30 protein-coding genes are annotated in these 25,752 nt (G+C 65.9%); 4 read left to right on the plus strand and 26 right to left on the minus strand.

What is annotated here, in order from left to right:
* Positions 1–91: 91 nt before the first annotated feature.
* The 22 genes from ACIBTM_RS39145 to ACIBTM_RS39250 all read right to left on the minus strand — a co-directional run bounded on the left by ACIBTM_RS39145 (position 92) and on the right by ACIBTM_RS39250 (position 16,763).
* Positions 92–322 carry a hypothetical protein gene (locus ACIBTM_RS39145; protein WP_395882189.1) on the minus strand — a complete coding sequence of 77 codons (231 nt, stop codon included), beginning with the start codon at positions 320–322 and terminating at the stop codon, positions 92–94.
* A gap of 200 nt (positions 323–522) precedes the next feature.
* Complete coding sequence (locus ACIBTM_RS39150; RefSeq protein ID WP_395882190.1) at positions 523–786, minus strand: hypothetical protein; 264 nt, start codon at positions 784–786, stop codon at positions 523–525.
* Between the two features lie 75 nt (positions 787–861).
* The gene (locus tag ACIBTM_RS39155) at positions 862–1,398 is read right to left on the minus strand and encodes a hypothetical protein (RefSeq protein WP_395882191.1); all 537 of its coding nucleotides are present in this window, start codon (positions 1,396–1,398) and stop codon (positions 862–864) included.
* Positions 1,395–2,312: a helix-turn-helix domain-containing protein gene (locus ACIBTM_RS39160; RefSeq protein ID WP_395882192.1), complete on the minus strand. Its 918-nt coding sequence runs from the start codon at positions 2,310–2,312 to the stop codon at positions 1,395–1,397. The genes ACIBTM_RS39155 and ACIBTM_RS39160 overlap by 4 nt, the downstream gene beginning before the upstream one ends.
* 164 nt (positions 2,313–2,476) lie before the next feature.
* Complete coding sequence (locus ACIBTM_RS39165) at positions 2,477–3,199, minus strand: 7-carboxy-7-deazaguanine synthase QueE (RefSeq protein WP_395882193.1); 723 nt, start codon at positions 3,197–3,199, stop codon at positions 2,477–2,479.
* Positions 3,196–3,759 (minus strand): 6-pyruvoyl trahydropterin synthase family protein, encoded by a 564-nt coding sequence (locus tag ACIBTM_RS39170; protein ID WP_395882194.1) that lies wholly within the window; start codon positions 3,757–3,759, stop codon positions 3,196–3,198. Before ACIBTM_RS39170 ends, ACIBTM_RS39165 begins: the two co-directional genes overlap by 4 nt.
* A gap of 492 nt (positions 3,760–4,251) precedes the next feature.
* A complete protein-coding gene (locus tag ACIBTM_RS39175) occupies positions 4,252–5,643 on the minus strand; it encodes a winged helix-turn-helix domain-containing protein (protein WP_395882195.1) in 1,392 nt (463 codons plus the stop codon).
* A gap of 166 nt (positions 5,644–5,809) precedes the next feature.
* Positions 5,810–6,433 carry a PIG-L deacetylase family protein gene (locus tag ACIBTM_RS39180; RefSeq protein WP_395882196.1) on the minus strand — a complete coding sequence of 208 codons (624 nt, stop codon included), beginning with the start codon at positions 6,431–6,433 and terminating at the stop codon, positions 5,810–5,812.
* 5 nt (positions 6,434–6,438) lie between these two features.
* Positions 6,439–7,296: a 5'-3' exonuclease H3TH domain-containing protein gene (locus ACIBTM_RS39185; protein WP_395882197.1), complete on the minus strand. Its 858-nt coding sequence runs from the start codon at positions 7,294–7,296 to the stop codon at positions 6,439–6,441.
* The gene (locus tag ACIBTM_RS39190) at positions 7,296–8,417 is read right to left on the minus strand and encodes a glycosyltransferase family 4 protein (RefSeq protein WP_395882198.1); all 1,122 of its coding nucleotides are present in this window, start codon (positions 8,415–8,417) and stop codon (positions 7,296–7,298) included. Before ACIBTM_RS39190 ends, ACIBTM_RS39185 begins: the two co-directional genes overlap by 1 nt.
* On the minus strand, positions 8,410–8,973 hold the full coding sequence (locus tag ACIBTM_RS39195) for a phosphoribosyltransferase (protein WP_395882199.1): 564 nt from the start codon (positions 8,971–8,973) through the stop codon (positions 8,410–8,412). Before ACIBTM_RS39195 ends, ACIBTM_RS39190 begins: the two co-directional genes overlap by 8 nt.
* A 15-nt stretch (positions 8,974–8,988) precedes the next feature.
* The gene (locus ACIBTM_RS39200; RefSeq protein WP_395882200.1) at positions 8,989–9,525 is read right to left on the minus strand and encodes a helix-turn-helix domain-containing protein; all 537 of its coding nucleotides are present in this window, start codon (positions 9,523–9,525) and stop codon (positions 8,989–8,991) included.
* A 70-nt stretch (positions 9,526–9,595) separates the two neighbouring features.
* Complete coding sequence (locus ACIBTM_RS39205) at positions 9,596–10,564, minus strand: radical SAM protein (protein ID WP_395882201.1); 969 nt, start codon at positions 10,562–10,564, stop codon at positions 9,596–9,598.
* Complete coding sequence (locus tag ACIBTM_RS39210; protein WP_395882202.1) at positions 10,561–10,875, minus strand: hypothetical protein; 315 nt, start codon at positions 10,873–10,875, stop codon at positions 10,561–10,563. The genes ACIBTM_RS39205 and ACIBTM_RS39210 overlap by 4 nt, the downstream gene beginning before the upstream one ends.
* On the minus strand, positions 10,872–11,906 hold the full coding sequence (locus ACIBTM_RS39215; RefSeq protein ID WP_395882203.1) for a glycosyltransferase family 2 protein: 1,035 nt from the start codon (positions 11,904–11,906) through the stop codon (positions 10,872–10,874). Before ACIBTM_RS39215 ends, ACIBTM_RS39210 begins: the two co-directional genes overlap by 4 nt.
* Positions 11,903–12,391: a DUF6884 domain-containing protein gene (locus tag ACIBTM_RS39220; RefSeq protein ID WP_395882204.1), complete on the minus strand. Its 489-nt coding sequence runs from the start codon at positions 12,389–12,391 to the stop codon at positions 11,903–11,905. The genes ACIBTM_RS39215 and ACIBTM_RS39220 overlap by 4 nt, the downstream gene beginning before the upstream one ends.
* Positions 12,388–12,945, minus strand: coding sequence for a formylglycine-generating enzyme family protein (locus tag ACIBTM_RS39225; protein WP_395882205.1), 558 nt, complete (start codon positions 12,943–12,945; stop codon positions 12,388–12,390). The genes ACIBTM_RS39220 and ACIBTM_RS39225 overlap by 4 nt, the downstream gene beginning before the upstream one ends.
* Positions 12,946–12,948: 3 nt before the next feature.
* Complete coding sequence (locus tag ACIBTM_RS39230) at positions 12,949–13,614, minus strand: reverse transcriptase domain-containing protein (protein ID WP_395882206.1); 666 nt, start codon at positions 13,612–13,614, stop codon at positions 12,949–12,951.
* Between the two features lie 328 nt (positions 13,615–13,942).
* A complete protein-coding gene (gene queC / locus ACIBTM_RS39235) occupies positions 13,943–14,647 on the minus strand; it encodes a 7-cyano-7-deazaguanine synthase QueC (RefSeq protein ID WP_395882207.1) in 705 nt (234 codons plus the stop codon).
* Between the two features lie 2 nt (positions 14,648–14,649).
* Positions 14,650–15,135 carry a hypothetical protein gene (locus ACIBTM_RS39240; protein WP_395882208.1) on the minus strand — a complete coding sequence of 162 codons (486 nt, stop codon included), beginning with the start codon at positions 15,133–15,135 and terminating at the stop codon, positions 14,650–14,652.
* A gap of 149 nt (positions 15,136–15,284) precedes the next feature.
* On the minus strand, positions 15,285–15,524 hold the full coding sequence (locus tag ACIBTM_RS39245; RefSeq protein ID WP_257489633.1) for a hypothetical protein: 240 nt from the start codon (positions 15,522–15,524) through the stop codon (positions 15,285–15,287).
* A 996-nt stretch (positions 15,525–16,520) separates the two neighbouring features.
* Positions 16,521–16,763 carry a hypothetical protein gene (locus ACIBTM_RS39250; RefSeq protein ID WP_395882209.1) on the minus strand — a complete coding sequence of 81 codons (243 nt, stop codon included), beginning with the start codon at positions 16,761–16,763 and terminating at the stop codon, positions 16,521–16,523.
* Between the two features lie 386 nt (positions 16,764–17,149).
* On the opposite strand from ACIBTM_RS39250, the gene ACIBTM_RS39255 reads away from it, so the two are divergent.
* The 4 genes from ACIBTM_RS39255 to ACIBTM_RS39270 all read left to right on the plus strand — a co-directional run bounded on the left by ACIBTM_RS39255 (position 17,150) and on the right by ACIBTM_RS39270 (position 22,050).
* On the plus strand, positions 17,150–18,478 hold the full coding sequence (locus tag ACIBTM_RS39255; RefSeq protein ID WP_395882210.1) for a helix-turn-helix domain-containing protein: 1,329 nt from the start codon (positions 17,150–17,152) through the stop codon (positions 18,476–18,478).
* The gene (locus tag ACIBTM_RS39260) at positions 18,475–19,029 is read left to right on the plus strand and encodes an NUDIX domain-containing protein (protein ID WP_395882211.1); all 555 of its coding nucleotides are present in this window, start codon (positions 18,475–18,477) and stop codon (positions 19,027–19,029) included. Before ACIBTM_RS39255 ends, ACIBTM_RS39260 begins: the two co-directional genes overlap by 4 nt.
* Before the next feature lie 227 nt (positions 19,030–19,256).
* Positions 19,257–19,667 (plus strand): hypothetical protein, encoded by a 411-nt coding sequence (locus tag ACIBTM_RS39265; RefSeq protein WP_395882212.1) that lies wholly within the window; start codon positions 19,257–19,259, stop codon positions 19,665–19,667.
* Between the two features lie 73 nt (positions 19,668–19,740).
* Entirely contained in the window at positions 19,741–22,050 is a 2,310-nt protein-coding gene (locus ACIBTM_RS39270) for a tetratricopeptide repeat protein (protein WP_395882213.1), read from the plus strand.
* A gap of 246 nt (positions 22,051–22,296) precedes the next feature.
* Here ACIBTM_RS39270 and ACIBTM_RS39275 read toward each other — a convergent pair whose 3' ends face one another.
* The 4 genes from ACIBTM_RS39275 to ACIBTM_RS39290 form a co-directional block, all read right to left on the minus strand.
* Complete coding sequence (locus ACIBTM_RS39275) at positions 22,297–23,469, minus strand: FAD-dependent monooxygenase (protein ID WP_395882214.1); 1,173 nt, start codon at positions 23,467–23,469, stop codon at positions 22,297–22,299.
* Positions 23,466–24,575 (minus strand): MAB_1171c family putative transporter, encoded by a 1,110-nt coding sequence (locus ACIBTM_RS39280; RefSeq protein WP_395882215.1) that lies wholly within the window; start codon positions 24,573–24,575, stop codon positions 23,466–23,468. Before ACIBTM_RS39280 ends, ACIBTM_RS39275 begins: the two co-directional genes overlap by 4 nt.
* Entirely contained in the window at positions 24,572–25,117 is a 546-nt protein-coding gene (locus ACIBTM_RS39285; RefSeq protein ID WP_395882216.1) for a hypothetical protein, read from the minus strand. Before ACIBTM_RS39285 ends, ACIBTM_RS39280 begins: the two co-directional genes overlap by 4 nt.
* A gap of 65 nt (positions 25,118–25,182) precedes the next feature.
* A complete protein-coding gene (locus ACIBTM_RS39290; protein WP_395882217.1) occupies positions 25,183–25,662 on the minus strand; it encodes an XRE family transcriptional regulator in 480 nt (159 codons plus the stop codon).
* Between the last annotated feature and the right edge of the window lie 90 nt (positions 25,663–25,752).

The following is a 25,752-nucleotide window of genomic DNA, read 5'->3' on the forward strand; positions in this document are numbered from 1 at the left end:
ATCACCGCCCAGGCCTTGTCCGTCAGCTCACCACGACCCACCACAATCCATCATCTGCACACGATCATGGAAAAGATCCGCAGGACACGCCCTAGTCGTCCTTGTCGTCGAGGTGGTGTTCTGGTGCCGGGCTCGGTGAGTTCCACTCCTCCTGCTCGGACGCGAACGTCCGGAGAAGCCCAGCCACCGTCGCCAGATGGTCGGCGAGGGCGCGTTGCTCCCGGACGGACAGGCGGTTGGCGAGCAGCGCAGTCACAGCCGGTGGAATGGTCGTGGCACAGGCGGTCAGCTCCCGCACCAATTCCGCAGTCTTACGATTCATGATCACCTCACAGGATCTGCTTCCCAGGCTGGTCCACCTGTGGATGCAGGTATGTCACAGAGACGAAGTGGCGTCGCTTGCTTGATGCAAGCGCAACAAGTGCGAAGAAACCATGGCCAGCCGGGTCGTCACGGCGACCGAGTTCACTGTGGACATGCAACAGGTGGGTGGGTATCCGCGCAGTGGATATCACCGTGTATTCATAGCCGCTGTTGCATGCTCATCAGGGTTGTGCTCAGAGTCGTCTGCACGGCCAGGAAGTCAATCAGGACCTCGTTGCCTCTGGCGAACAGGGCGAAGACCTGGTCCACGCCGGCCAGGTTGTTGTATCCGGCGACCGATGCCGCGAAGAACGCTTGCGCTTCCTCCCAACGGTATTCGATCGCCTTCTGGGAGGCGTCGATGTTGTCGGTGATGGTCTGTCGTACGTTTTCAAGGTCGCGGCGGGTGTCGGCGCTGCTCACGATGCTTACTTTCGTTCTGGGAGAAGGGAGGAGCGGCCTGCCAGGGCAGGCCTTGGCGGACGATATCGGCGGGTGTCACGGTCGCCGATGAGCGCAGGGAGCCGGACGATCGGGCGGGTGGTCCTCCTGGGCGGTGTGGTGCAGGAGGTCGAGTTGCAGCCACAGCATCCGGTCCGCGGTCGTCTCGTTCCGGCTGCCGCAGCGGATCGCGTCCCGGTGGTCGGTGACGGCCCGCACGAGTGTCTGCAACGCAGTTCTCAGGTCGCCGATGACATGGGTTTCGTTGAGCAGGCGGACGCGGCGTGTGAGGCTGCTGCGGCGTTCACGCGCGAGGTTCAGGAAATGGATCGTGCGTGATTTCCATTCCTCGTACTCGACTGTCGCTCGCTGGCGGTCCTTGTACGTGCCCTCGACAGCGCACAGGTCGGCTTTGCGTTGCAGGAAGGAGACTTCGACTTGTTTGATCAGCAGTCCGAGCGCGCGGTGGGTCTGCCGGAGTCGCTCGTCGTCGGTGGTCATCGCCTGCCAGCGCGCCGGGTCCGGCCGGTTGATCTCGTGGCCGACCGCGGTGACGGCTGCACGGTCGTCGTCGACTGCGTAGGGGAGTTTCATGTCCCGGACCTCGCTGCAGCGTCTCGGTGGCCGGGGATGCGTGTCTGGTCAGGTTCCAGGCGATGATCGAGGTCCGCCAGTGTTCGGACGAGCCACTCCGTGGTGTACCAATGGCTGAGGGACAGCTCCGCCAGGCGCGTCAGCTGTGTGTCGTAGTAGGCGAGGTCGTGTGGTTGTTCGAGGAAGATGCTGAACGTGGGATGCTGAAGGTGGAGAACGGGCGGGTGTTCGTCGTGTTGGTACACGGTGAACGCGGTGGAGATGCCGGCCACGGGCGCGTCGGCGGGAATGAGGTGGATGCGGCAGCGGGGTGCTGAGGATAGGACGGCGAGATGTGCCAGTTGGTCGCGTGTGACCTCTGGGCTCCCAAGGTCGGTGAGAAGGGCCGCTTCGGGCACGTAGAACGTGAACGGGCCTCGTTGAAGGCTGGAGTGAGGCTGCCACCGGAGGCGGTCCTGGACGGCGGCGTCGAACTCTGACCCGTCCTGGTGCCCGTGGCGGCGAAGGACGAGGCGGATGTGTGCTTCGGTTTGGAGCTGCCGGGGAATGCCGCAGGGGTCGTAGGTGGTGCAGGACATGCTTTCGGTGTCGAGCAGGGAGACGGCAAGAAGGCCATCAGGAACCTCCTGCGGATGTGGCCGCACCTGATAGCCGTCGTCGGTGGCGCGGTCCAGCGCCAGCAGGCGGTCGAACTCCGCGGTCGTGGCCTTCGCTCGCGCGAGGTAGAGCGCGATCTTGCCGTCAGGTGCCTTCCACCTGCCGTGCTCCAAACGCGACACCGCCGAGTTGGGCCACTCCAGCATGCGGCCCATATCGTTTCCGAGGTACCCAGCACGCTCTCGGATGCGCCGCAACTCGGCGCCGATCTCCCTCCGCTTCACGCTGGAAAAGTATTCACCTTTGGACGTTTTCATCGAGTTCCTCGTTATCGCGCTGCGGACGCGGTGTTGAACCGGGCCAGTGCCGCGTGCTGCAGGTCAAGTCACTGTGGCGGCGACGTACTCACCTCGCCCACCTGTCGTTGGAAGACGGGAGGAGTACTGCGCGAAGTCTGGATCGGTGAGTTCGGAAGTGGGCATCAGCGGCCACGATCGTTCTCCCACAGCAGAGTGTGAAGTCGGGTAGATAGGTGCCATCGGCGCGCGAGCACCGGCTCGGCCAGCATCCGCGTCCGCGCCAGGACAGTGGAGCTGTCCTGGCCCTCCGGCATGATCCAGACTGGATGAAGGTCGTAGGTTCCAACCAGCTCCTGGACCTCGTCCAAGTCATCGATCTCTTGGACGACGAACTTCCAAACGGCCTTCCCCGTGCCAGCGAGGTCGCGCAACACCGCGGGACGGATGCGTTGACGGCGACGCAGCCTCGAATGCATGAGCTTCGGCGAGACGTTGAACCGTGTCACCGCCGAAGTGAGTAAGTTCGTAGGCGCGACGGTGCCGGAGGTCTCGATCTCGATATCGGCAGCGAGCGCACGCTCTCGGATCGGGCACAGCAGCCGCTCCAGAACACGCGCCTGCAGCAGCGGTTCGCCGCCCGTGACAACCAGGAGGTCGGCTGGATCGGCGGCAAGCCAGGACAGGATGTCCTCGATCGAGAGCATCCGCTGCTCGGCGGCGAGGTCGAAGCGGGTCGCGTCATGGGTTTGCGGGGTATCGCACCAGGTACACGACAGGTGACAGCCGAACAGGCGGATGAAGTGCGCGTAACGACCGGTGCTTGGCCCCTCACCTTGAAAGGTCGGGCCGAATGTTTCGTTGACCACGAGGTCGCGGTCGGCATCGGACGAAACGGGTAGTTTCACGGCACGTCCGCGGGGCCGAAGGTCGCGGTGTTGAGGTGCGTTTCACGTACGAACACCCTGCCGACGCTGGCTGCGGGAGCGCAAGGCAGCGCGACGAGCACGGACTGGCTCACTCGTCGCAGCAACACCGCGACCGCTTCGACAGTCGGCCAAGGCAAATCAGTGGCGAGCAGTTCCGTATCGTCGACCGTGTCGCAGCTATTTGCGCCGAAGCGGAAGACTTTGGACCCCATAGTGTCGAGGTACACAGCGAATGGGTCCCGGGCGCCGAGCATGGTGCCATGATCGAGGTGGGTGTCGATCCACTGCCGGATTCCGGTTTTGAGGACGCCAAACTCCACGACGGTGCCGTCGGTACTCAACGTTGGAGCGAACACGGACACCGTGACACGCCAGGAATGTCCATGCAGGCTGGTGCACTTGCCTCCCAAGTGCGGCAGTCGGTGCGCGGTTTCGAAGGTGTGCTCGATGCTGATCTGGTGAGCTGTCGGCGCGGCAGCTGCCATTGTGGGCTTCGCCTGGCCGACGATAGTCGGCCCGATTGCCTCCGTGTCGTACATCGTGAGTGCCGGATCCTTTCACCGCGAGTGCGCACAGCGCGCTCGTCTCGCCAAGCTGGGTGTGGTCTGCGGCGGAAGGTCGAGGGGCGGGAGGGCGCCTTCCGCCGTACACCACGGCTCAGTCAACGCCGGGTGGTTTGCGCTATCCAGAGCGCCAATGAGGCGTCGATGAGGCGTCGACACCGCGTCGATCACCTTGACCAGGGAAACCGTGCGACGCCAATGGGCCCAATTCGCCGGCACGTGTTCACCAGGGCGGGTTCTTGCGATGGCAACGTTCACAGGTCAGAACCGTCTGTCACGGACTTCGACGGTTGCCTCGCTCGTTCATGGATGTCGGCCTCCGCCTGATCGGAGCCACGGGCGGGCACGTTCGCCACCGGAATTCGCCCATCGACGGCTTCGCAGCCTCTACAGCAACGAGCATGATGATGTGACTGAGCGCCTCAGTTGGCCAGTTGGGTGCTGTAGTTGGCTGTAGAAGGGTCTGGATCAGGTGGGTGGGTTCGCCAGGTCATTTTGGCCTGGCGACTTAGGAGGATCCAGGTCATCTGGGTGGTTGGAGTTGTGGCTCAGGAGTGGCGGCTGGACGTTCTGCATGGTGTCCGGTGTTGTCACCGGCGGGCCGGTGAGAGCGGCAGCAGCCGTGCTGTCCGTGATCGGGCGCAGCGCGGTGAGGATGTCTTGAGGGGAGGTGAGTAACTGTGGATGATGGTCGAGGAGCAGTTGCTGCACGGCGGTGAGCTGGTGCACCGCGACAGTCCCCTCGACTTTCACGATGAGCAGCGCGCCGACTCGTATCACCGCGTTCTTGGTCGTCTCCAGTGATGCCAGGACTGGACCGAGGTTCTGCATCATCATCGCGGTGACGCTGGCGTCTTGGGCGAGAACCAGCCGCGCGTCCAGCGCGTGCGCTGCTGTGGCGGCGGCTTCTCGCGCGAGACCGGACGTGGCCGCAGCTCGTGTTCTAGCTCGCATCCGCCGGAACCATGAACCCAGCTGGGGATCGTCCCGATCGACGATCTCAGCATCAGCAGCGAAGATTAGTTCTTCCACCGCCGCCTGGACATGCCGGTGGGCGGACTCGTCATCCAGGTAGATCGTTACTGGGAACGTCACCGCGGTATCGACATGGCCCCGTCTATCCGGCACGGGAAGGACGCTGCGCTGGGCAGGTAGTTCACCGGTCAGGTTCTCCGAAATCGTCGCGGCCCCCGTTGCCCGGTCGTTCACCAGCTGGTAGCCAAATCCCCGCACCGTCTGTACCAGCATGGGCCGGCCCAGCTTCCGGCGCAGCCGAGCGACCACCACGTCTAACGCGTTGTCCTGGAGGGTGGCCAGCTCGTCCCAGGCGTGGGACACCAACTCTGTTCTTGACACCGGTTGCCCCGGCTGGGCGGCCAGCCGCTCGAGGACGCCGAACTCCGTTCTGGTCATCTTGAGCAGCACACCGCTCCGGCGTACCTCGCGACGTTCTTGGTTGATTTCGAGGTCTCCGACGCGCAAGACCGATGGCGTACTGCTCGCCGATCGCAGACGGAGTCCGCGCACCCTCGCGATCAGCTCTTCCATGGAGAAGGGCTTGATCAGGAAGTCGTCGACATCTTGCGATAGGTTCACGAACCGGTCTGCGTTTGCGTCCCTGCTGGTCAGGACCATCACCGGCACGGTCCACCCGTTCGAGCGTCGGGCTCGCACATAGTCGAGGACGTCGCCGCTGGGTAACGACTGCTCGAAGACGACGCTGTCGTATGTAGTTGCGGCGAGAGCGAGATCGGCACCCAAAAGGTCGGCCACGGTATCCACTGAGATGCCCGCGTCCCGCAGCGAACCACCAATCGCCAACCGAAGGTTTTCATCGTCCTCGACGACCAGCACATGCACTGACTGTCCTCCTTATCCAGGCGAACCAGTATGTCAGTTCGGGCCGCCGGTCACTCCGAAGGCGATGGCCGGCACGGGAGTCGATCCTAGGCGAGTTTTGCGCGTCTGGACTCTATTGCCCTTACGATAAATATCGAGGGCTCGCTGCACGGTGTGGTTCAGCTGATCACAAATTGGGGGCGGCGGGGAGGCGTCCGAGTACGGGCAGCGGCACGAAGTTCTCCGCATGGTTCACGCCGATGCGGCCTCCCCATAGACGTGCGAGTGTCTCGGCCATCGGCCCGAAGTGGTCGGTGATCGGCTGGGAGGCGTGCGCCGCGAGGGCGCGCTGTTTTTGTTCGTAGGTATCGGTGATGTCGATGATCGTGTGCGCGGGAACAGGGCCGTCGAGGGTGAGACTGTTGTAGGAATCGGCGGTGTAGACCCGGCGTGGATGCCCGGTGGCGATGACGACGTCGGGCAGGGCTGCGACGAGTGTGTCGGCGACCGCGCGGTGGTCGGGGTGGGCGTCGCGGAGCGGGTGGGTGATGACGACTTCGGGCCGGACGGCGAGCAGTAGTTTGCGCAGTGTCGTCGCAGTGGGCTGGTCGTACTGGTACAGCGTGGCACCCAGGATCCCCGCGCCTGCCGCGGCTTCGGTGTCCCGTCCTGGTTCGTTGTGGTGCGGGACTGCGATGGTGACGGTGGTCCCGGAGGCGGAGCAGCGTGCGAGGGTTCCGCCGGCCCAGAGTTCGGCATCGTCGGGGTGGGCCATCACGGTCAGCACGGACGCCGGCGGGGTGAACGGCACGCGGCTCACCAGAGTCCGAGTTTCTCGATGACGTCGGCGGGCTTGGGCAGTTCTCGGGTGGGATCGCCGGTTGGGTGGTGTGGGAGCGTGAGGTCGGTGCGCATCCGGATGAGCTCGCGCCAGGCGAGTACTTGGTCCCAGGTCTCCGCGACCTTGGCTTTCCTCGCGCCGGTCAGTCGTCCGGAGTCGGTGAGCTGGTCGAGGTGCAGCCCGCCTGCCAGGAGCGTGGCCGCGGTGCCTGCGCCGATCCCTTTCACGCCAGGGATGTTGTCGGCGGGGTCGCCTTTGAGGGCGCAGAAGTCGGGCCACTGCGCCGGGGTGACGTTGTAGCGTTCGGTGACCTCGGCGGGGCCGATGTGCCGTCGGCCGCGTTTCATCACGGTGTTGAGAGCGCGGACGCGTTCGTCGACGAGTTGGTAGAAGTCGCGGTCGCCGGACATGATCCAGACCCGGCGTCCGGGTTCGCGTTCGCGGGTGGTGGCGACGAGGGTGGCGATGACGTCGTCGGCTTCGGCGGTGTCGATCTCGATCCAGTGGATGCCGTAGCCGGTCAGGGCCTGCTGGACGTGTGGGATCGCGCGCAAGGGTTTGAGGGCGGCCTCGTCGAGGACACGGTTGGCCTTGTAGTCGGCGTCGCTGTCCTTGCGGTCGGCGGCGCCGTGCTCGCCGTCGAACACAACAAGGACCTCCGGTGGTTCCGCCATCTCCTCGCGGATCGCGACGCGGAGCAGGGCGAAGAACCCGAACTCGGCTGTGAGATCGCGGGTCTTGTCGCGGGAGAGGATCGCGGCGGGGAACCCGAACGCCGCGCGCCAGAGCAGGTTGTGACCGTCTACGAGGAGCAAAGGGACGCCAGCAGGCATCACCGCACCGCCTTTACGAATGTCTCGGCGACTGTGGTGGGCAGATAGTCCCGCGAGCGGTAGTACGCAGCCCTGGATAGGTGTGCGTAGCGTACTGGATCTGCGAGTAGCTGTTCAGCGGCGCGCCAGAGGCCGTGTTCGCCCCACGATCGGGGGACGATCACTCCGCCCGCGTCGCCACCGGTGCCGACCAGGGCGGGCAGGTTGCCCACGTCGAAGGCGACGACAGGGGTCCCGACACCCATGGCCTCGAGCGCGACCAGCCCGAAGGTCTCTCGCAGCGAGGGCACGATCACCACCGCGGCCTGCGCGAGCCAGGATGGCACCCGGCCCCAGTCGAGGCCACCGCCGTGGACGGTACCGAGGGTGAGGTGGGCCGCCGAATAGCGGCACCGGTCCAGTTCGGCCGCCTGGCCGCCGCCACTGGCCTCGAACCCGGCCTCGCCGACGATCACCTCGACCGTGCGGCCGACCAGCCGTCCGGCGTCCAGCAAAGCCCGGACGTTCTTTTCCGGCCCGAGCCGGGCCAGGATCCGGATCGGGCCATGCCGTCGCAGTGCCTCCCGTCGCGACTCGGGTGGCGGTGCCGGGTCGTGCAGCAGTGCGTTGGGCACGACCTGCCAACCGCCGGTGTCGTAGCCGCGACCGTGTGCCTGATCGAGAACCGTCCGAGACGGTGCGATGACCAGGTCGGCACGGTCCAGGGCGGGCTCGAGGTCCTTGTCGTGACCGACGACGTGCATGGCCAGGACCGTGCGCGCCCGGCTGATCGGTGCGGCTCTGCCGAAGCCCCATAAGCAGTCGGTGTAGACGGCGACATCGACCCGGTGCTCGCGGTACACCTCGCAGAGTTCGGCGGCGAGCAGCGCGTCCTGCCCGTGGGCGCTGATCGCGTCACGCAGCTCGTCGTCGTCGCAGGGGAAGGTGACGCCCACCGAGCCCACCCGCAGCACAGTGTCATCCCGGGTAGTGAGGGGGGCGGCGGTCAGGATGAGGCTGCGGTGGCCGAGCTGGCGCAGGCCGTGTGCGAGGGCGGCGGTGGCGCGTTCGATCCCGGCCGGCGCGTTCGGGGTGTAGGAGGCTAGGACGAACGCGACGGTCAGCGGGGGCGCGCTAGACATGGCGGGCGACCTCCTCCGGCGTCGGCAGTGTTGTGGTGGTGTGGTCGGCGGGTGGCTGTTCCCAGGGAAAGACGACCCAGTCGGAGACGGTCCAGATCGAGTAGTCCGGCAGCGTGGTCGCCCCGGTGTTGAGGCATAGGACCGTGGTCAGGATTTGGGCGTCCGGGCCGAGCAAGGGGGCGAGGTCGTCGCGGACGCGGCGAAGGGTGGCGCCGCTGCCACAGATGTCGTCCACCACCAGCACGCGGCCCTTGAGCTGTTGACCGTTGAGGCCGCGGAGCAGCGGGGCGAGATCGAGGGACACGTTGCCGGTGGCCTGCTGGTAGGCGTCGTCGCTGGTGTTGTGGCGGGCGCGGACGATGCGGGCGTTCAGCCTCAGCGTGGAGGCGATGAGGTGGGCGAGCGAGACACCACCGTTGGCGATGCCGATGACGCGCTCGACCGACGAGTGATCACGCAGGACCGCGTCAGTCAGAAGGGTGGCGGCGTCGTGGAGAACCTCCGGTGTCATGCGCCAGATCCGGTGGTGATCGAAGTCGCGCTGTGGTGTGGTCATTCGCGGGTCTATTCCTTACAGGGCAGGGGATATCGCGTCGGCGAGCCGAATGGGGTCGTGGGGGATACGGAGCTCTTGCAGGGCCTTTACGAGGTCGTACTCGGTGATTGCGGCGATGTCGGCCATCGCGGACAGCGCGGTGGCGTCGAGCTCTTCGACCAGGGCCCGTTCTGCCGGGGATTGCTGGGTCCGGACCTGCGCCCAGCGCCGGAGAGGCCGCAACCTGGGATCGGTGGTGTGCGCGAGGCCAAGGAGATCGACCGTGATGCGAGTGCCGTAGTGACCGCTGAACGCGAGGGTGGTCGCGCGGCGAAGTAGCTCGTCTGGCTGTTTTTTCAGCACGGCGCATACTTCGATCAACCGCTCGACGGATAGCCGGCGCGTCCCGAGTTCATAGCTGGCGAGCGTTTGCAGGGAAAGCTCATCGTCGCCTACGCACATCGCGGCACGCATCTGTTTGCGGGTCCAGCCGCGTTCTCTCCGCGCGGAACGCAGCAGTTCGCCCAAGGCGTGCGCGAACTGGTCGAGCTGATCGCTCGTTGGCGTGTTCATGTTCTGTCCTCCGTAACGTGGCGCGTGCTTGCGAGCTGGGCAGTTTTTCGACGTCCGTCCGCGGAGCTGTTCACGCTGAGCCGTCCCGGGCGGTCAAGGCGAGATCGCTGGCCATGTGCAGGGGGCGGAGGGAGCTGATGGCGTGTGCGCCCGGCTGGTTGCGCCAGATCTGGCCGTCGGCGCGGATCACCGTGAAGCCTCCGGCCGCCTCGCGAGTACGCAGACGTATGGGCACGGCCGCGGTGGTGCTCAGTTCGGCGAGGAGAGCGAGAGCTTCGTCATCGGTCAGCTGCTCGGTGACGGCCAGGGCGGCGCCTTCTCCGATGGGAAGCATCTGCAGGAAGGTCACCCCGCTCACCCCCAGCGCGGCGGCCAGGTCGACCATCGCTCGGATGCCAGCCCACGCCGTGGAGCGCAGGAGCACGGCCTGAATCTGTGTGGGGATGCCCTGGGCGACCGCCGAGTGGATTCCGGCGATGGCGTGATCGAAACTGCCCGCACCGCGCCACCGGTCGTGGCGTTCGGCGTCCGGGCCGTCCAGGCTCACCCGTATGGCGTCCACGCGGGCGGCCAGGGCTTCGGCGCGGCGGGCCAGGTGTGTTCCGTTGGTCGTCACGCTGACCGCGCAGCCGCCCGCGACGAGTACGTCGATCAACTCGGGCAAGTCGCGCAACAGCAGCGGTTCGCCACCGGAGATGTCCACACCCAGGACCGCGGACTCGGCGAGCAGGTTCGCGACGCGGAACCGATCGGGCCGGGCCAGTTCAGGCACGGATTTGTCGTCCAGGCAGTGAGGGCAGGCGAGGTTGCAGCGAACCAGGGGCGACCAGCAGACGCTAATCGGCACGTCCGCGTGCAGGGCCGCCGGGTGGACTTCCGGCCAGGAAGCGACGTCGGTATCGGACAACCGGACACGCCCGGAGCCGAGTGCGGTGCCAGCGCGGTGGGTCAGGCCGGTGAGCGGATCATGGACGACGCTCTCGGCGCCGTCTGTTCGCGCCGCGAAGGTGCGTGTCGTGGTGGTGCGTGGTGCCGTCATGCCGTGTCCTGCGGGGGCAGCATCGGCGAGACGAAGAGTTCCTCGAACGGCTTCGGGCCGACATACTGGCGGCAGGTACAAGCAACCCACTGGTTGCCGATGTAGATGCCACTTGTACTGCGCGCGTCCCTGTGCAGGATCTCGCCGCGGCACTCTTTGGACTCGGGGTCGTGGTGTTCAAGCCCGTGAGAACACCCGCAGACCGGTTTCGTTGTCGCGTCTGCGGGGGCGCGGCGGCGGGTCAGCCTGCCGACCAGCAGCCCGGCGCCGAAGAGGCAGTAGCCAAGCGTCAGTGAGATCGGGCCATTCATCGCAATACCTCGCAGAGGTGCAGGAGTTTGGTCATTCCGGCCTTGAATGAATGAGAGCGGCCAGTCGGGGCGGGACGCCGCATGAGGTCCCAGTAGCGGGCGAGGGTGCCGTGCCAGCTGGCGAGTTTGCGTTGCCACTGCTGCTCGGCGTCCGGTGGATCGAGGTGGAACCCGACGGCCTGCCGGAGCGGGATGACCAGCAGCCCGGACGCGATCAGGCACGCGCCGAGGTAGGTGTCTTCCATGCCCCAGCCGATCCGCCCGAACTCGGGGTCGAACCCTCCGACGTCGAGGACGGCGGCGCGGGGAACGGCGACAAGGGCGGTGACGACCATGCGGGGCAGGTCCCAGTCGACATAGCGCCGGCCGTAGCCGAGGTCAAGGAAATCGTGGGTGTGATCCAGTGGACGGCCGTCGAGGCGCTTGTCCAGCGTGATGCCGGTGTAGAGCAAGGGGCGGCCGACCGGCGGCCGCCAGACGACTCGGTGGTCCGCCGCGAGGTCCGGGTGATCGGCCAGCACTCTCCGTCCGCCCTGATGCAGGTCGTAGGGAAGGTTGTGGCGGAACCCGACGAGCACCGTGGTGTCGGTCGCGCGGGCGGCGATGTCGGTGATCACGTGCGGAGGCAGCACCATGTCGCCGTCGAGATAGAGGATGGTTTGCCCGCGGGCGAGCACGGTGCCGAGGTTGCGCGCGGTCGCCGCGCCCGCGCGTTCAGGGATCCGCAAGACGGTGGTGACGATCGGATGCACGGCTGCGATGGCGGCAGTGGTGTCGGTACTGGCGTCGTCGACGACGATAACCTCGAACCTGTACCGGTGGTGCTGCCCTTCCAAAGCGTTAAGCACGGCCGAAAGGCAGTAGCCGACGTTGTGGGCCGGGATGACGACCGAGAGGGTACGCACGGCGGCCAGTGGAAGGCCTGACGGCGTGGGCTCGTGCCAGCCGATCCCGGACACGGCTTCCCAGCTTCGGGTGCTGCTGGTGTGGAAGTTGTTGCGGTGCAGTAATTCCTGGTGCAATGTGGTCACGCCCACCCCCAGTCCCGGAGGTGGGGCACTGCGGCGCGCCATGCCCTCGGATCCGGGATGATTGTGATCTGCCGGAATTGGGCGGGATGGTCGAACACGCGTTGTAGAGCGTGCAGGTACAGCGGCTCGACCAGGATCAGCACGTGCCGCAGCGACGGTGCGTCGGCGAGTTCGGTGTCCAGTTGCGCGGCGACCGTCCGCTCGTGCAGACGCGTGGCTTCGGCCCGAGTCGTGAGCCGGTGGTCGTAGGTGCTCAGCAGCGCCTCAGGGCGCAGGAGGCCATGGGCGCCGGACAGGATGCGAATCCGAGCTCGGCGAGCGGCGTCCGCGGCGAAATGTTCTCGCGCGCTCGGGACGCACCCACCCTGGTAGAGGTCGAGCGCCGCGACCGGCGCGGCGGTGACGATCTTGCGCCGCGAGCAGTTGAGGATGATCAACCCGTGGTCGGGTGCGATGACGCGCGTGGGGGACGGCTGGAGGGTCATGGTTCGCGCACCACCCGCATGCCGATGCCGCGCGAGCGTAGTTCAGCGGGGGCGGCGTTGAGGAACGTGCATTGCGCGTACAACGGTGGCGAGGCGTAGGAACCACCCCGGATGACGACTCCGTCGCTCATCGCGGTGCTGGCGGTCCACTCCCACACATTGCCCGCGACATCGAGCATGCCCTCGGGTGTGGCTCCGGCGAGATGCGTGTCGACCGGGGTGACCGTGTCGTACAGGGAATCACGCAGGTTCGCGAACGCCGGTTGCCAAGGCACGTCACCCCACGGCCAGCGGCGGCGGCCGGATCCGGCCGCCATCCATTCCCATTCCACCGAGCGCGGCAGTCGACCGCCCAAGCGCTCGGCGATCCGGGTCGCGTCGGCGTGGTTGATCTCGGTGACGGGGTACCGTGGCCCGAGACCAGGCTGTTCGCTCGGCAGGTGCCCGCAGGTAAGCGGGGTGCGTGTCCACAACAGGGTGGGGACCGTGACGGGACGCCCGGCGTCCCCGTATGCGCAGACTCCGCCGGTGACTTCGAGCCACTCCAGGCTCATGCCTCAGCCGCCAATCAGGAACAGGTCTTCGACGTTGGCGTCTTCGCGGATGCGACTCTTGCGCTCGTTGGGCCGTAACCGAAGCTGCAAGAGTGCGTCGCTGATGGCGTAGAACGCCTCCTGTGCGTCGTCGCGAGTTCGGGCGAAGGCGACATAGTTGTCGGCGAAGCGGACGACTCGAAGGCCTGTCACTCTCTTGTCCACTTGGGACAGCCGGAGATTGATCAGCATGGGTGCCAGGCCGGAGCCCGCCGCGATCGGGCTCGGCATCGCAGCGAGTGCGCGACGTAAGCGGGTCAGGAAGGTGCCGTCGTGGATATGCTCGGCGTGCCAGTCGATGACCTCGTCGACCGTCGCGCCTTCGGAGACCGAAGCGACGTCGAGATCGGCGGCCCATCGCAAGCCTGCCTGATAATGCACGGAGGCTTGGCGCAAGGCGGTGATGCGATTGCGGCGCGGGCGGAATCCCGAGACCCAGCTGCGGAAGGCGCTAGCTTCCAGCACCGGCTCCAGCGCGTTGCGCAGCGCACGGTGCACCAGGCGATCCCGCACGGTGGGGATGAAGGTGTACATCTGTTTGCCGGTGTAGGTGGGCAGCTGTACCTCTCGGACCGGTCCGGGCCGCCAGGTGCCCTCGGCGAGTTCGAAGGCCAGTTGTGGCAGCAGCACGTGGGACTCGCTGCGAAGGCGTCCCCAGGTCATGCCGTCGGCGCCAGGGGCGGAGGCTCGCCGGCCGCACTGGCGCAACGCGCGGCGCAGACGCGGCTCGGACAGCAGGGGCATCAGCGAGTGCGATTGCGGTCCAGCGGTCGAGGGTGCTGGCGCGGTCGTGTCCGGGTGCGCTACCGTGCTGGGTGCTTGGGCGGCAGGAACGATCCCCTCGCCACGCTGTACCGGCTCGCTACCCGACACGCGCGAGCCGTGGTGCCGGGAACGACGGCCCCGCCCAGGCCCAACCGGTGAACTGGGCTCCGCCTCCGTCATTGTCGTCACCTCCTCACGCGCTGCCGTAGTTGGTGGGGTCGGGGATGTCGTTGCGCTGGAACGCTTCCTTGCGTTCGGTGCAGGTCCCACACGTCCCGCAGTGCGTCGTCCCGCCCCGGTAGCACGACCACGTTTTCTCGAACGGCACGCCGAACGCCGCACCGACGCGGACGATGTCGGTCTTGCTCTGGGTAAGAAACGGGGCAAGAAGTTCGAAATCGCCGACCAGAAGTCCCTCGTTGGCGGTGCGGGCAGACCGGGTGAACCGCTCAACGAACTCCGGTCGGCAGTCCGGATAGACGGCGTGATCACCCGCGTGCGCGCCGAACGCGACCACGTCGGCCTTACGGACAACGGCAAGCGAGACAGCGATGTCGAGCATGATCGCGTTGCGGTTCGGGACGATCGTCGCCCGCATCGACTCGTCGGTGTAATGCCCGTCGGGCACCGGCACATCAATGTCGGTCAGGGCAGAACCGGCCAGCAGACTGCCGAGCATCGCCAGGTCGACGATCTCATGTGGACAGTCCAGCAACCGAGCGATCTCAGCCGCATACTCCAGTTCGACCCGGTGCCGTTGACCGTAATCGAAAGACAATAGCGTCAGCTCGGCCCCGCGCGCGGCCAGCCAGTACGCCAGCACAGTGGAGTCCAGCCCGCCGGAGGCGACCACAATGGCGTGCCGCGGGTGCCGGTGAGCAGGCGAGTCGATCGGCACGCTCACCACGTCCCGCACGGCGAGGACATCGAGCGGGCCGCGCCGACCACTGCGGTCCACGGCGGAAGAGCCACGTGGGGTCGTGGCCGTTCAAGCCACCGCACGCCCTCGTCCATGTTGTCCAAAGCGGGAAGCACGATGGTGTCGCCGCGCCGTTTCCAACCGATCCGGAGGCGCACCAGCTCGTCCCAGGACGACCTCCGCATCGTCGTGCGTGGCTGGGTTAGAAAGATCCAGTTGCCGGGGTCGCCGGGGACCACGATGATGGGCGCGCGCAACATGTGCCGCGCAAGAGAATCGTTGACCTCCCCGGCGAACCCGGCGCGCATGATGAGCGCGTCGACGATGGTGCCGAGCTGGAGGCAGACGTCGCCGGAGACGCTGTCGATAGTGGTTGGCCACGCGAATAAGTCGCGGTAGTTCCGCACACGTTGGCCGGATTGCGGCTCAGCCTGGGCGGGTGGGGCGTCGATGATGATGGCGGTCATGATTCGGTCCTCCTTGAGTGAGTTGGGCGTTGGGCGCGGCCGAACGGGAGGCGTCGTGTAACCGCTCCCGCCCGGCCGCAGTCGGTGTCGCGGACGTGCTCAGCCGATAAGGCGCCACGGGAAAGCCAGCCTGACCCTGCGAGGTCTGGCTAGACGGCCCCCGCTCGGTGCGACGGTTGATCCGCGAGCAGGACGTCGCGCAGTGCCGCACGGAGCTGCCCGGCCTCGACGTTGGTCAACCGGGCGAGTCGCCCGCCGGGCAGCTCGATCTCGACGTCCGCGGAAGTCCGCCGCCGTAGGTGCAGCGCGGACCGCTGGCCGTCGCCGTCGCGGCAGTCGACCCTGCGGTGCTGCCAGCCCAGTCGACGAAGCAAGGCGGCGGCTGGCACGGTGGGACATGGCCGCCTCATGGGCCTTCGGCCTTCCTGACCAAGCCGAGACCGTGTGTCCCGGCGGTCGCGATCGCGTACCGCAGGACTCGGTTGGGCGGCTGACGCGGCGCGCGGCGGTGCGAACCTGCATAGGCGGACTCGGCTTGCTGTCGTCGCCGCCACGCCATCCGCAACAGGCAACAGACAAACGCCAACGCGGCGCTCGCCGTGATGCTCAAGGGGATCATGTGCCCTCACCCCTGGTGGCGGGGATCGCGGCGGGACCAGGTACCGGGGCCGTGGTCCCGCCGCGACATGACGACAGAGCAGGGCGCCCCTCGACGGTTGGGGGAAGACCGCCAAGGTTCTGCTCCGCCGTGCTCGCCGTGTCCGTTGTCGTGACGGCGCCAGCTATGGCTGGCGCGGGTGTGGCCGCCACCTCAGTGGCTTTCATGACGGCAGAGCGGAACTTCGCGGCGGCCCCACAGTCGAGGATTGCGCTCTCTCCTGGGGGAGCCACGACCACGACTTCCGAGTCGCGCACGGCAACACACAGCGTCCGTTCACGGCCGGTCACGTCACGGCACGCGATGGACCAAGATCTGGTGTTTGTCATGCGGCACCACCTCGTGCGGTGTCCCTACTCCATTCCCGTCGACACACCGGCTGCACGAACAAACACGGCACAGCGAGCTGAGTCTTTGGGTATCGTGACGCGCGTGGCGCCACGAATCGCTGGAAGAGCATAATTACTCCAATAGTCAGCGAGTCCCTAATTTATTTGTTGCGTCGGATTGCCATCCGCGCAGGTTGTCAAAGCGTTCTCGTGAGCCTCACGGTGTCCAGCTGGTAGGCGCTGATTAACTAAACGTCTGTAACAGGTCACGGTCCAGAGCGGCTATGCGGCGGCGATGGGGCGTTCATAGATCGTTGCCCGCGCTGACCTGCCCAGATTTCGAACCGCTGCTGTGTTAGGCGGGCAGAAAACCAGCACCGGTGCGCTTGTCGACCCGGTCAATGCGACCCCTGTAGGAGCCGCGGTTTATCAAAGCGCTGATAATAGATTTCGAGATAGAGACGTTCGTCGGACTCGATGTACAGCCGACCTTGCTGGTCAAGCTCAAGGCTCCAAATCGCCACGTCAGCTTGGGCCGGCGCGGCGAACCACGCGGCAGCGGCGGCGAACACGTCGGCATAGTCGACGCCGCTGACGGTGTGAAGCTGAGCCGTAGAGACGGCATCGTGCGGGTGGGGCATGGAACGACTCCTCCGTGCAGGCGGGTGGACGCCAGCGCTATACGCACGCCTGCGACCGATTCCGGGTCGTCAGACACAAGTTGCTGTGGGTGCGCCGCTGTTGAGTTGCCAAGCGAAACGCCCACATCCGCAGACGTCGCGCGTCCACCCCGTGCGGCTCGGGCTCCTCCGGATTGCAGGGAAGCTAGTGAACGCTCGATGATCAAGCAGCGGCCAGAGCGGCAAGGAGGCGGCTATAAGGCGGCAATGAGGCGCCACTAGGCTCTACCTGCGCAAACACCTCAATGCGGGTTCGTAGTCCGAACGGGTGCAGCTCATCGAGCGGGTGATCAGACTTGATGGATAGCTGGCTATCGTGACGGTGACCGACGGGTGAGGTGATGTTCATGGGGGACCGGCGAGATGCCTTCGCTCACCGGCGCGAGCAGATGGGCTACACCCAAGAAAGCTTCGGAAGAGCAGTCGGGGTGGAGTTCTCCACCGCAGGGCGTTGGGAACGAGGCGACTTGACCCCGCATCCGTACCGGCGGCCGCGCATTGCCCAGGTGCTCAAAGTGAGCCTGGACGAGTTGGAGGTCTTGCTCTCGCCGTCCCGGCAGGCTCCGTCATTAGAGCTGACGACGTCGCCCCGCTACGCCCAGTCGCTTGATGATGCGTTGAGTACCTTGGAAGCAGTAGCTCTCGTTGACAACGGGGCGGACACGAAGCCTGGTATGCGTGTCTTTGAGGGGCGGTTGCCCGCCCAGGCGGTCCGCGCTTGGCGTTTCGGTGCGGAGGATTTCGACGTGCCGACGACCGGAGCCTCGGCAAGCGTGCGCGACATCGACGAGATTAAAGCGACGACCACTGCGCTTGATCGGCTCGACCGCCAGTTTGGCGGCGACTACTGTCGCGGGCTGGCTGTGAAGTATCTGACGAGTCGTGTGTTGCCGACACTTCGGAGGCCTGCATCTGATTCGGTGCGGCGTGAACTATTCCAGGCTTCGGCAGTATTGGCCGAGGTTATCGGATACATGGCTTATGACGCTCAGCTTCACCGTCTTGCGCAGCACTATTTTATCCACTCCCTCCGGCTTGCCAAAGAAGCAGGCAACCCTGCGTACGGATCGTTCGTTTTCGCCACCATGAGCCATCAGGCGTTGTACCTTGATCGACCTGACCAGGCGTTGACACTTGCTCGGGCTGCACAGGAGACTGCTCCGTCCGGCTCCGTCGCGGCAGTGAAGACCGAAGCTGCCATGCTCGAAGCAACTGCATCCGCAGCCCTTGGTGATCACAGGGGTAGCACTGAGGCCTTACGTCGAGGTGAGAAGTCGTACGACCATCACGGTTCGGCAGATGAGACGCCCTACTGGATGGCGCACTGGGATGACGCGGTCCTTGCGAGCTTCGCCAGCTCGGCATGGCTCGATCTTGGAGACGTTCGCGCGGCGGAACCGTACCTGCAGGTCCTTGCGGACAAGACCCAGGGGCAGGTACGTCGCGAGGTTTTCGCGGCTGGGCAACGCGCCAAGGCTGCCCTGCTCGAACGGGATGTCGAGCGATGTGCTCACTATGGCACGATGGCGGCCGAAGCCGCTGCGGCCGCCAACTCGAAACGCTCGCATCACATCGTCCGCGACCTGCTCAGCCAGCTTGAAGGGCATCGGCAGCTGCGGCCTGTACGCGAGTTGACGGAGACGGTGGCCACGCTCCTACCAAGTGAGGCACCTTGACGCATGAGCAGCCCAACCACTGCGGTGATCGCACAGTCTTCCAGCACGATTTGAAGGACGAGGGCGATCCAGAGCCCGAGTTCAACCTGGGAATCGCCGAGCGGCTGCCGCGGAAGAACGTTGCAGCAGGCGTGCTCATCCGTGACGATTCGGGTCGTATCCTCTTCATATCGCCGACCTACAAGCCGTTTCTGGACATACCGGGAGGCTTGACCGAGGATGAAGAGTCGCCGTTAGCCGCTTGCTACCGCGAGGTTCGGGAGGAACTTGGGGTCGACTTGCAGATTGGCAGGCTGTTACTCGTTGACTGGATGCCGACTCATGGCGTGTGGCGTGACAGCGTCCAGTTCATCTTTGACGGCGGCGTCCTCAGTGTCGAGCAGATCGAGGCGATTCGACCGGCGGCCAACGAGGTCGGTCGTCTTGAGTTCCTCCACGTTGACGCTGCCAAACAACACCTTCGCCCGTCAATGGCTCGGCGGGTTAGCCTGGCGCATCGAGCACTTCTTGACGGTTCGACGTATTACGCCGAGTTCGGTCGAATCCCGTAGGCGTCGTCTGCCACTGTTGTGAGGCCACCACATCCCTAGTCGTGGGACCACCGGCAGGTGGAACAGGTTATCGTGCTGGCGATTGGTAAACGCCGCGTTCCTGAACGACCGGTAAGCGGCACGAGCGGATGTTGGAGGTGTAGTCAGTTCGGTGTGGTTTGTAGCGGTCTGCTCTGTTCGGTCGATACTGGTAGCTGAGGGTCCCGGGTCCAGGTGAGGGGTTTGGTGTGATCGAGTCGGTGGAGTTGGTGGTGGCGGCGCTGGCGGCTGGTGCTGCGGCGGGTGCGGGTGAGACGGCGTCCGCGGCAGTCAAGGACGCCTATACCGGGGTGAAGACGCTGGCTGCGCGTGCGCTGCGCCGGGCGAAGGCGGTGCCGGCGGAGGTTGTGGAGCTGGTGGAAGCCGACGCGGTCACGCTGACCGAGGACGGAGGCGACGGCGTGGGGCGGCGGGAGCTCACCGCTGCGCTGGCCGCGGCAAGTGCTGGGGAGGACGAGGAGCTGGTGGCGGCGGCGCTGAAGGTGCTGGAGCTGACCGATCCTGACAGGGCCCAGGCGGGTAAGTACCGGGTCTTGTTGCATGGCAACAAGGGTGTGCAGGTGGGTGACCACAACACCCAGACCAACACGTTCCACTGACCCGGCCCTCGATGCCCACCAACCAGTCGTCCCCGCGCCCGGAATCTCCTGATCCCGGGGCTTGGTGTCGCCCGTGCACGCGGTGAACAACAGCCGGGGCGTGCAGGCTGGCGACAACAACATCCAGCACAACTACACCACCGTCACGCAGGCTCCGTTGCCCGCGATCGAATCGGTGCCTGCGGTGCCGGGCTTGTCGTGGATTCCTCTCGACACGGCATTGTTCGTGGGCCGTTCCGAGGAGCTGGATCGGCTCGACGTGGTGCTGGGCGAGTCTGGGCGGGCGACGGTGGTCGCGGTGCACGGTTTGGGCGGGGTGGGCAAGAGCACGCTGGCGGCCCGGTTCGCGCATCTGCATGCTGGCCGTTTCGGCTTCCGGTGGTGGATTACCGCGGATTCTCCGGCCGCGATCGACACCGGTCTGGCTGAACTCGCCGAAACTCTCCAGCCCGCTACTAGTGCGCTGCCGGTGGAGCAGCGCAGTGCGTTGGGGGTGCGGTGGCTGGCGACGCATGAGGACTGGTTGCTGGTGCTGGACAACGTGACCAGTCCGCAGGATGTGGCGGGGTTGCTGGGGCGGGTGCGGACGGGCACGGTGGTGATCACCAGTCGTCAGCGCTCGGGGTGGCGGGCGGTGGAGACGGTGCCGCTGGACGTGCTCACCGAGGACGAGGCGGTGCGGTTGCTGACCCGGATCGTGCGGTCGGAGTGGCCGGACGCGGACCTGGCCGACGCCGGCCGGTTGTGTGGTGAGCTGGGGTGGTTGCCGCTGGCGGTCGAGCAGGCAGGCGCCTATCTAGTGCAGACCCGGACCAGCCCGGCCGCCTATCTTGAGTTGCTGGCACGGTTTCCGGTCCAGATGTTCACCGCGACGGCGGAGGGCGGTGACGCGCAGCGGACGATGGCGAGGGTCTGGCACGTCACCCTCGACCACCTGTCCGACACCCCAGCCGCGGGGCAGGTGCTGCGGCAGCTGGCCTGGTACGCCCCGGACGGCATCCCCCGGAACCTGCTGGCCGGTGCGGTGGCGGAACCGGAGCTGTCCGAGGCGCTGGGCCGGCTGGCCGCCTACAGCATGATCACCCTCACCGAGGACACTGTCGCCGTGCACCGCCTGGTTCAAGCGGTCACCCGCACACCCGACCCCACCGACCCACACCGCCAGCCCACCGACATCGCCACCGCCCGCGACAACACCACGACCCTTCTGTCGGACGCCCTCACCGAGCTGGATCCACACACTCCCGCAGACTGGCCTGCCTATCGGACGGTCCTGCCCCACGCACGGGCACTGCTGCAACACACCACACCCGACACCGACACCACACAGACCAGCCGCCTGCTCAACAATCTGGGCCGCTACCTCGCAGGGCAGGGCGGCGTCGGCACCGCCATCGGCTACCACAGCCGCGCCTACGACAGCTACCAACGCCTCAACGGCCCCGACCACCCCGACACACTGATCTCGCGCAACAACCTGGCGGGCGCCTACGAGTCGGCGGGTGATCTGGACCGGGCCGTTCCTCTGTACGAGGCCACCCTCGCCGACCGGGAGCGGGTGCTGGGTCCCGACCACCCCGGCACACTGCGCTCGCGCAACAACCTGGCCTACGCCTACCAGTCGGCGGGTGATCTGGACCGGGCGATCCCGCTGTACGAGGCCACTCTCGTCGACTGCGAGCGGGTGCTGGGCCCCGACCACCCCAACAGACTGACCTCCCGCAACAACCTGGCGGGCGCCTACAAGTCGGCGGGTGATCTGGACCGGGCGATCCCGCTGTACGAGGCCACTCTCGTCGACTGCGAGCGGGTGCTGGGCCCCGACCACCCCAACACACTGACCTCGCGCAACAACCTGGCGGGCGCCTACGAGTCGGCGGGTGATCTGGACCGGGCGATCCCGCTGTACGAGGCCACTCTCGTCGACTGCGAGCGGGTGCTGGGTCCCGACCACCCCGGCACACTGCGCTCGCGCAACAACCTGGCCTACGCCTACAAGTCGGCGGGTGATCTGGACCGGGCGATCCCGCTGTGCGAGGCCACTCTCGTCGACTGCGAGCGGGTGCTGGGCCCCGACCACCCCAACACACTGACCTCCCGCAACAACCTGGCGGGCGCCTACCAGTCGGCGGGTGATCTGGACCGGGCGATCCCGCTGCATGAGGCCACCCTCGCCGACCGGGAGCGGGTGCTGGGTCCCGACCACCCCGACACACTGAGCTCCCGCAACAACCTGGCCTACGCCTACCAGGCGGCGGGTGATCTGGACCGGGCGATCCCGCTGCATGAGGCCACCCTCATCGACAGCGAGCGGGTACTGGGCCCCGACCACCCCATAACCAGGACCATCCGCTCGAACCTCGACAGGGCGAAATCCACCTGAATCCGTTACCGTGCGGGTCGTTACGGACCCAAACGAACGGTGGCGTCCGCCATCCGCTCATCGGCATGACCGGACGTTCGATCGCCGTCGCCATGATCGGTCCGCACAGTGGGGCAGGAACATGTTCTCTCGTCGGATCGCCTGCTGTCGGCGGTCACACGACTGGCGACGTGGTCCCACAAACGGTGGCAAAGGACACCGCAGGGTCACAGCAGCAATTGAGCAGATAGTGGTGCCTGAGGCTGCTTAGTCCCAAACGATTTGGTGCTCGTGTAACCACGCTGGTGGGTCCATGGCGCCGCTTTGAGCTGCTTGGGCGATTCTGCGATCGCGGCTTCGCTGTTCGATCCACCGCGGCGTGCCGCGTCGGTGTGTCGTGCGGCTGCGGCGGCTTGCCCCAGCTCGAATGACTCTTTCGCGTCGCATGGCTTCGAAGGCTTCGAGTGCCGCCGCTGCCACTTGGTGACTGCCAAGTTGTTGGGCTAGAACAACTGCGTCTTCGAGGGCTAGCGCGGCGCCTTGCTCTGTAGCTGGTGGCACGGCGTGGGCTGCATCGCCGATAAGGATGACCTGGTCTGTGCGCCATGTCGGCATGGTGTCGAGGGTGCGTGTGTTGGAGGGCAGGATGACGGTCGCGGCTCGGATGATGTCCACGGCTGGCGTGCGGTCGCGCCGAAAGAGCTTCACGAGGCGTCTGCGCCAGGTTTCGATGTCGCGCGGTTCGTCCGCGGGGAGTGGTTCTGGTGAGGCGATGTTGGCGTACCAGTAGATGTCGCCGGCAGCGGTTGTGTAGCCGAATGTCGCTTTCTTTCCCCAGAAGATGTGAAAGGCGTCCGGCGACGGAGGAGCGGCGGTGCTTGCGGGGGCGTAGCCGTAGACGAGGTGAGTTCCGGCGTAGTGGGGTTCTGGCGTGGAGGGAAAGGCCAGCCGGCGGGTTGTGGAGTTGAGTCCGTCTGCGCCGATGAGCACGGTGCCGTCGGCGGTGGATCCGTCGTCGAATGTTGCTATGACGCTGCCGGAGCGGCTAGTTGTGGCTATCAGGCGCTTGTTCATGGTGACGAACGCTCCGCGGTCGGCGGCTGCGGTGCGCAAGACGCGGGCGAGGCGAGCGCGGGGCATGGTGCGGGGGACATCGTTGTGTCCGTTGCCGGTGAAGGAGACCGTGCCGAGGTGGCGGCCGGTGCCTGAGCTGAGTTCGGTGTTGGCGACGGGGTAGGAGATGTCGGTGACGATGTCGAGCGCGTCGATGGCGCGCAAAGCGTTGAGACCGTTGCGTGGGAGGCGTAGTGCGGCTCCGCTGTAGTCACCTCCGTCGTGCCGAGCTTCATAGACTTCGGCTGTGATGTTGGCTTTGCGCAGAGCTATGGCGGTTGCGGATCCCGCGATGCCGCCGCCGACGATGATCGCGTGATGGGTCACGCGGCCCTCCCTGAGATGGCTAGGTGTCTGGCAGCAAAGGCATGTGAAAGCGCTACGAGTTCGTCGACCTCGTCATGCGCTGAGTTGGTGTCCGGGACTGCGAGAGGGATGGCCCGCTGTTGCTCACCGTGGTCGTCAGGGGAGCCCTGGAGCGCTTCGGCGATAAGGTCTGACAGCGGTGTGTCGGCTGGGTGGTCTTCGCGGAGTTTCGCCACGCGTGGGCTGATTCGGACAAGCCCGTCTCGGCATTCGATCATCCGGCGGTAGTAGCGCCGATGTACGTCCCAGACGCGGAGCGAGTCCCACGGGGTGGTGGAGGCGCGGAGAAATTCGTCTTCAGGGAACGCGTGGTGTAGAGCCATCCACAACGGCCCGAGTGCGTGGTAAGCGCGACGTTGACGCCACCAGATACGTATGGCGGTCAGTCGCATGCGGGCCGCCGGATAAAGGAGGCCAACGACGATCGCGACGATGCCGGTGAACGACAGCGTCCCGTTCACGCCGATGATGTTCATGAACAGGGTTCCGGTGAGCCAGTACTCGACGTCTATCGCAGCGAATATTCCACTGGTCACCGCGACTAGGACGAAGCCGACGGCTGCGACGCGAAGTCCCATACTTAGCCGCCGTTCGGCCTGGCGGGCGTAGCGCAGTGCCGAGACCGCGCACGCCGCGAGCGCGCAGCCCATGAAGAGGTTGGCGGCGAAGTAGATGACCGACATGTGTGGAACTGACCGTGGCGCCGGTGCCGACGCGGCAGCACCGATCATGACGAGTTCGGCGGTGACGAGCACCATCAGGTTGCGGCGAGTGCGGCGTTTGGCTACCTGTCGCGGCAGCGTCGCAGCATCGAAGAAGAACAGTAGGGAGAGAACAGCGGCCGACGTGGGGGCGTGCCAGGCGACTGCGGACCACACCGGGCCCCCGCGCACCAGCGACGCGTCTCCGACGACGTCACGCAGGATGCGCCCGATGAGCGCGAAGGCAAGGAAGCTGACGATGCCTTGTAAGGGGAGGTTCCAGGGTTGCCGGCTGAGCTGATAGCCCTTCCAGACCAGGCCGCCGAGGAGGCAGCTGATCAGTGCGGCACTGATGAGCCAGCTCATAGCCAGCCGATCCGGGCGCCGAGAGCGGTGTCCATGCCGCGCGCGGCGCCGTCAGAGGGCCGAGGGGCCGCGATGTTCAGGATGGACGCCCACTCGAGGATGATCGTCGCGACTGCTTCGGCTTCCCGTTCGTGGTCGGTGTCGTAGGCAGTTCTCCGGAGCGCTCGTTTCACCGCGTCGTCGCCGATATCCGGGTACTGCTCGCTCAGGGATCGTGTGCCTGGCGTGCTGAGCCCGTCGGGAAGGATGTCGCTGTCGAGGGCGCCCTGGTGACCGCCGAGGATATGGCCGAGTTCGTGCAGGACGATGTGGTCCTGGTGCAGTTTGGACGTTTCCTTCTGGAAGAGGATGTAGTCCGTTTCAGGGGTGGAGATCCACATGCCGAAGGGACCCGGGACAGGGATGGGGTAGGCGATCAGCCGGATCGGTTTGCCGCGAATCTCGCCCATCTGACGGCATAGCTCGGTGACGTCCAGGGGTGGGCGAATGTCGAGCTTGCTCAGCATCTCACGGCATTGTCGGCGTATGCGCCGTTCTGACACCCGTACCCTCCCTTCGCGGCAGCGGCTTCGGGCAGCATCGCAGAGATCGTTATGGCCGGGCCGCTCTAAGCGTCCGTAAGCCCTCCATCGGGTGGCGTAGGCGTTTCAGCTCGTTCTTGTTGATAGACGAGTTCGAGCATGTCCTTCACCAGCTTTAGGCGTTCGGGCGACAGCTGACTTGCGCGCATCGCCAGCAGCTGAATCTCCTCGTCACCCGAAAGGCTGGCCATCCTTTGGCGCTCCGCTTTCAGCGCGTCCAGCTGCTGGTCGACTTGCTGCACCAGCTCGTCGTCGTCATCGAAGAAGTACGCGACCGGGACCTCGAAGAAGGAAGCCAACCCCTGCAGATAGCCCTTCGTCGGGTTGTCTTTCGTGCCGTTGCGGAGTCCCCAGATGTAGCTCTGAGATGCCGTCTTGACGTATCGGCCAGCGATAATGGCTGCGGCGACCTGCTCGTTGCTGTACTCCTTGCCGTCCGGTCGCTTTTTCGTCGCGAAGAGGTCGTTCAGCTTCGCGGCGAGCGTTCGCGTCGCTTGCCCTGCCACCCCAGGCCTCCAAGACAGCCGCTGTGTCTTCACTAGTGAGACACCCAATCGGGTGATCACTTTCTCGTCAGTTGAAATGAACTTTCTCCT

The organism is Amycolatopsis sp. NPDC049868 (assembly GCF_044461365.1).
GTDB lineage: Bacteria > Actinomycetota > Actinomycetes > Mycobacteriales > Pseudonocardiaceae > Amycolatopsis.